Raw genomic sequence first — 4614 nt, forward strand, 5'->3', positions numbered from 1 at the left:
CACCCCCAAACACCCCGAACCCACCACCCTCACCACCGCCCTCGCCCACGCCCACACCACCGGACACACCCCCACCTGGCCCACCACCGGCCACCCCACCCCCCTCCCCACCTACCCCTTCCAACGCCAGCGCTACTGGCTGGAGGTCGCCAGCACCACCAACGCCGCCGACCTCGGGCTCGATCAGGCCGAGCATCCGCTGCTGGGGGCGGCCGTCACCTCGGCCGAGGACGACGGGCTGCTGCTGACGGGCCGCCTCTCCCTCCACACCCACCCCTGGCTGGCCGACCACGTGGTCCTCGGCACCGCGCTGCTGCCCGGGGCGGCGTACGTCGAGCTCGCCCTGCACGCGGGCGATCGCGTCGGCTGCGACACCATCGACGAGCTGACCATCGAGGCACCCCTCGCCCTCCCCGACCAGGGCGCCATCCAGCTCCAGGTGACCGTCGGCGCCCCCGACGACACCGGCCGCAGAGCCCTCCGCGTCTACTCCCGCCCCGACGGCGAAGAGGACGCGGCCTGGGTCCGCCACGCGTCCGGCACTCTCACCTCCCGCGACGCCGTCACCGGCCTCACCGACGTCACCGCGCCGGAGGCGTGGCCGCCGCCCGGGGCCGAGCCCGTCGAGACCGGCGATCTCTACGAACGGCTCGCGGAAGCCGGATTCGCCTACGGCCCGGCGTTCCAGGGGCTGCGTGCGGGCTGGCGGCTCGGCGACGAGGTGTACGCCGAAGTGCGGCTGCCCGAGGAACAGCACGAGGCGGCCGGACAGTTCGGGTTCCACCCGGCCCTGCTGGATGCCGCGATGCACTCCCTCGGCCTCGGCGTCATCGAGAACGAGTCCGACCAGGTGCGGCTGCCGTTCGCCTGGGCGGGCGTGACGCTCCACGCCACCGGGGCGGTCGCCGCGCGAGTGCGGCTGACTCCGGCCGGTGGGGAGAGCGCCGACAGCAGCACCATGCTCCTGACGCTTCTCGACTCCGACGGCGCGCCGATCCTCACCGCCGAGGGCCTGACGCTGCGCGCCATGTCGCGTACGGCGGCGGCCACGCAGCAGCGTCCGCTCTACGCCCTGGACTGGACGCCGCTCCAGCTCAGCGCCACCGCTCCCGCCGCAGCGCGAACGATCACGATCGACGGCCCGGAGGATCTCGCGGACCTGGCCGGGCTGGGCCCGGATGACGTGGTCTGCGTCGACGTGTCCCCGGCCGACGACCGTACGGACGTCGCCCGCGCCGCGCACCAGGCGACGCAACGTGCGTTGGCACTGGTCCAGGCCTGGCTGGCCGACGAGCGCTTCGCGGGCGCGCGCCTGGTGTTCCTCACCCATCGCGCCGTGGACGCCGGTGAGTTGCGGGATGTGGCGGCCTCGGCGGTGTGGGGTCTGGTGCGCACCGCCGAGACCGAGAACCCGGGCCGTTTCGTGCTCCTCGACCTCGACGACGACCCTGACTCGCTCGCCGTGATCCCGGCGGCCGTGGCCAGCGGCGAGCCGCAGCTCGCGCTACGCGAGGGCGCCCTGCTGCTGCCCCGCCTCAGCAGGCTGCCCGCCAACGCCGCCAACGCCCCCGACCCCGCCGACGCCGCCGACGCCGCCGCGTCCGACGACGCCTCCGGGGAACGGCGTACCGGGCTGGCCGACCCCAAGGGACTGGACCCCGAGGGCACGGTCCTGATCACCGGAGGCACCGGAACCCTGGGCGCCCGCCTCGCCCGTCACCTCGTCGTCTCCCACGGCGTACGCCACCTGCTGCTGGTCAGCCGGCGCGGCCCAGCGGCGGACGGCGCCGCCGAGCTGCGCGACGAGCTGACCTCCCTCGGCGCGGCCGAGGTCACCATCGCAGCATGCGACGTCGCCGACCGCGAGGCGCTGACCGCCCTCCTGGCGGCGGTGCCGCGTCCGCTGAGCGGCGTCGTGCACACGGCGGGCGTGCTCGATGACGGCGTGATCGCCACGCTGACCGCCGAGCGGCTGACGCCCGTGCTGCGTCCGAAGGTCGATGCCGCCTGGCACCTGCATGAACTCGCGGGCGACGTCGGGGCGTTCATCCTCTTCTCGTCGATCGCCGCCACGCTCGGAAGCCCGGGGCAGGGCAACTACACGGCGGCCAACGCCTTCCTCGACGCCCTCGCCGCCCACCGCCACGCCCTCGGGCTGCCCGCCACCTCACTCACCTGGGGTTTCTGGGACACCGACGGCGGCATGACGCGCGACCTGGACGCCCGGGACAAGGCCCGCATGAACCGGGGCGGGGTGGCGCCCATGACCGTCGAGCAGGGCATGGGGCTCTTCGACGAGGCCCTGGCACGGCACGACCGGGCCGTCGTGGCGACGGCCCGCCTGGACCTGGCGGCGCTGCGTTCGGCCGACCAGGTGCCGGTGACGCTGCGCGGGCTGGTGCGCACGCGGGCCCGCCGCGCGGCGGGCGCAGGGGCCGGAGGCGATGCGGGCATGGGCGACGGGTCTGCGCTGGCCCAGCGGATCGCCGCCCTGCCGGAAGCCGAGCGGGACAGCGTGCTGCTGGAGACGGTGTGCTCGGCCGTCGCGGTGGTTCTCGGCCACGAGAGCACGGACGCCGTCGCGGTGGAGCGGCAGTTCACCGACCTGGGCTTCGACTCGCTGACGGCGGTGGACTTCCGCAACCGGCTGGCCTCGACCAGTGGGCTGCGGCTGCCCGCCACGCTCGTCTTCGACTACCCGACGCCGCTGGCGCTCGCGGGCTACCTGCGCGAGGAACTCGTCGGTGCCGGCGCCGCGTCCACCGCCGGGGCCGCCTCGGCCGCCTCGGTCGTCCGGGCCCGCTCCGGCGCGGCTGCCGACGACGAGCCGATCGCGATCGTCGGCATGGCATGCCGCTATCCGGGCGGGGTGCGCTCGCCCGAGGATCTGTGGCGGCTGGTCGCCGACGGCCTGGACGCCATCACGCCGTTCCCCACCGACCGGGGATGGGACGACGATCTGTACGACCCGGACCCGGAGCGGACCGGTAAGTCCTACGCCCGCGAGGGCGGCTTCCTGCACGACGCGGGCGCCTTCGACCCCGGGTTCTTCGGGATCTCGCCGCGTGAGGCGCTGGCGACGGACCCGCAGCAGCGGCTGCTGCTCCAGACGGCGTGGGAGGCGTTCGAGCGGGCCGGGATCGACCCGACGACGCTGCGCGGCAGCCAGACCGGCGTCTTCACCGGGATCATGTACAACGACTACGGTTCGCGACTGTTGGAACACATACCGCAGGGCTTCGAGGGCTTCCTCGGCACGGGCAGCGCGCCGAGCATCGCGTCGGGCCGGGTGGCGTACACCTTCGGCTTCGAGGGTCCGGCCGTGACCGTCGACACCGCCTGCTCCTCCTCGCTGGTGGCGTTGCACCTGGCCACCCAGGCGCTGCGCAACGGGGAATGCGAGCTGGCCCTGGTCGGCGGCGCCACCGTCATGGCAACGCCCACGACCTTCATCGAGTTCAGCCGCCAGCGCGGCCTGGCAAAGGACGGGCGCTGCAAGGCGTTCTCGGCGGAGGCCGACGGGACCGGCTGGAGCGAGGGGGCCGGGCTGCTGCTGGTGGAGCGGCTGTCGGACGCGCGGCGCAACGGCCACCAGGTGCTCGCGGTCGTGCGCGGCTCGGCCGTCAACCAGGACGGCGCCAGCAACGGCCTGACCGCACCGAACGGCCCCTCGCAGCAGCGCGTGATCCGGCAGGCCCTCGCCAGCGCCGGGTTGAGCCCCGCCGACGTGGACGTGGTGGAGGCGCACGGCACCGGGACGACGCTGGGCGACCCGATCGAGGCGCAGGCACTGCTCGCGACCTACGGGAAGGGCAGGCCGGAGGACCGGCCGCTGTGGCTGGGCTCGATCAAGTCCAACATCGGCCACACGCAGGCGGCGGCCGGCGTCGCCGGAATCATCAAGATGGTCATGGCGATGCGTAACGAGGCCATGCCCAGGACCCTTCACGCCGATGAGCCGTCGCCGCACGTGGACTGGGAGGCGGGCGCCGTCTCCCTGCTGGCCGAGCCCCGGCCGTGGGAGCGCGACGGCCATCCGCGCCGCGCGGGCGTGTCGTCGTTCGGCGTGAGTGGCACGAACGTGCACCTCATCCTGGAAGAGCCGACCAGCGAGCCGGAGGCCGCTGCTGCCGAGGAACCCGGGGCGGCGCCCGCGTCGCCCGCGCCGGTGGCGTGGGTGCTGTCGGCGAAGTCGGAGGGCGCGCTGCGCGACCAGGCGCGGAGCCTGGGCATGTGGGTCGAGGCCCACCCCGAACTCTCGGCCGCCGGCATCGCGCATTCGCTGGTGACGACGCGGGCGTTGTTCGACCACCGAGCCGTCATCATCGGCCAGGACGACGAAACGCGGCTGGCGGCATTGCGTTCTCTGGCGGCCGGCGAGCCCAGCTCCGCCGTCATCCACGGCAACGCCGCCCAGCCCGGCAAGCTCGCCTACCTCTTCACCGGCCAGGGCTCACAACGCGCAGGCATGGGCCAACAGCTCTACACCACCTACCCCGCCTTCGCCCACGCCTACGACGAGGTACTCACCCACTTCACCCCGAAGCTGCGGGAGATCATCACCACCGGCGAGGGCCTGGACCGCACCGAACACACCCAACCCGCCCTCTTCAC

Annotated in this window: 1 protein-coding gene; it reads left to right on the forward strand. The window is 74.0% G+C overall.

Annotated elements, in window-relative coordinates; translation table 11 throughout:
* On the forward strand, positions 1-4614 hold a 4614-nt coding region (locus ACTWQH_RS32475; protein ID WP_443290406.1), incomplete at both ends, for a type I polyketide synthase.

Origin of the sequence: Streptomyces sp. 6N223 (assembly GCF_052246635.1) — a bacterium.
Classification (GTDB): domain Bacteria; phylum Actinomycetota; class Actinomycetes; order Streptomycetales; family Streptomycetaceae; genus Streptomyces.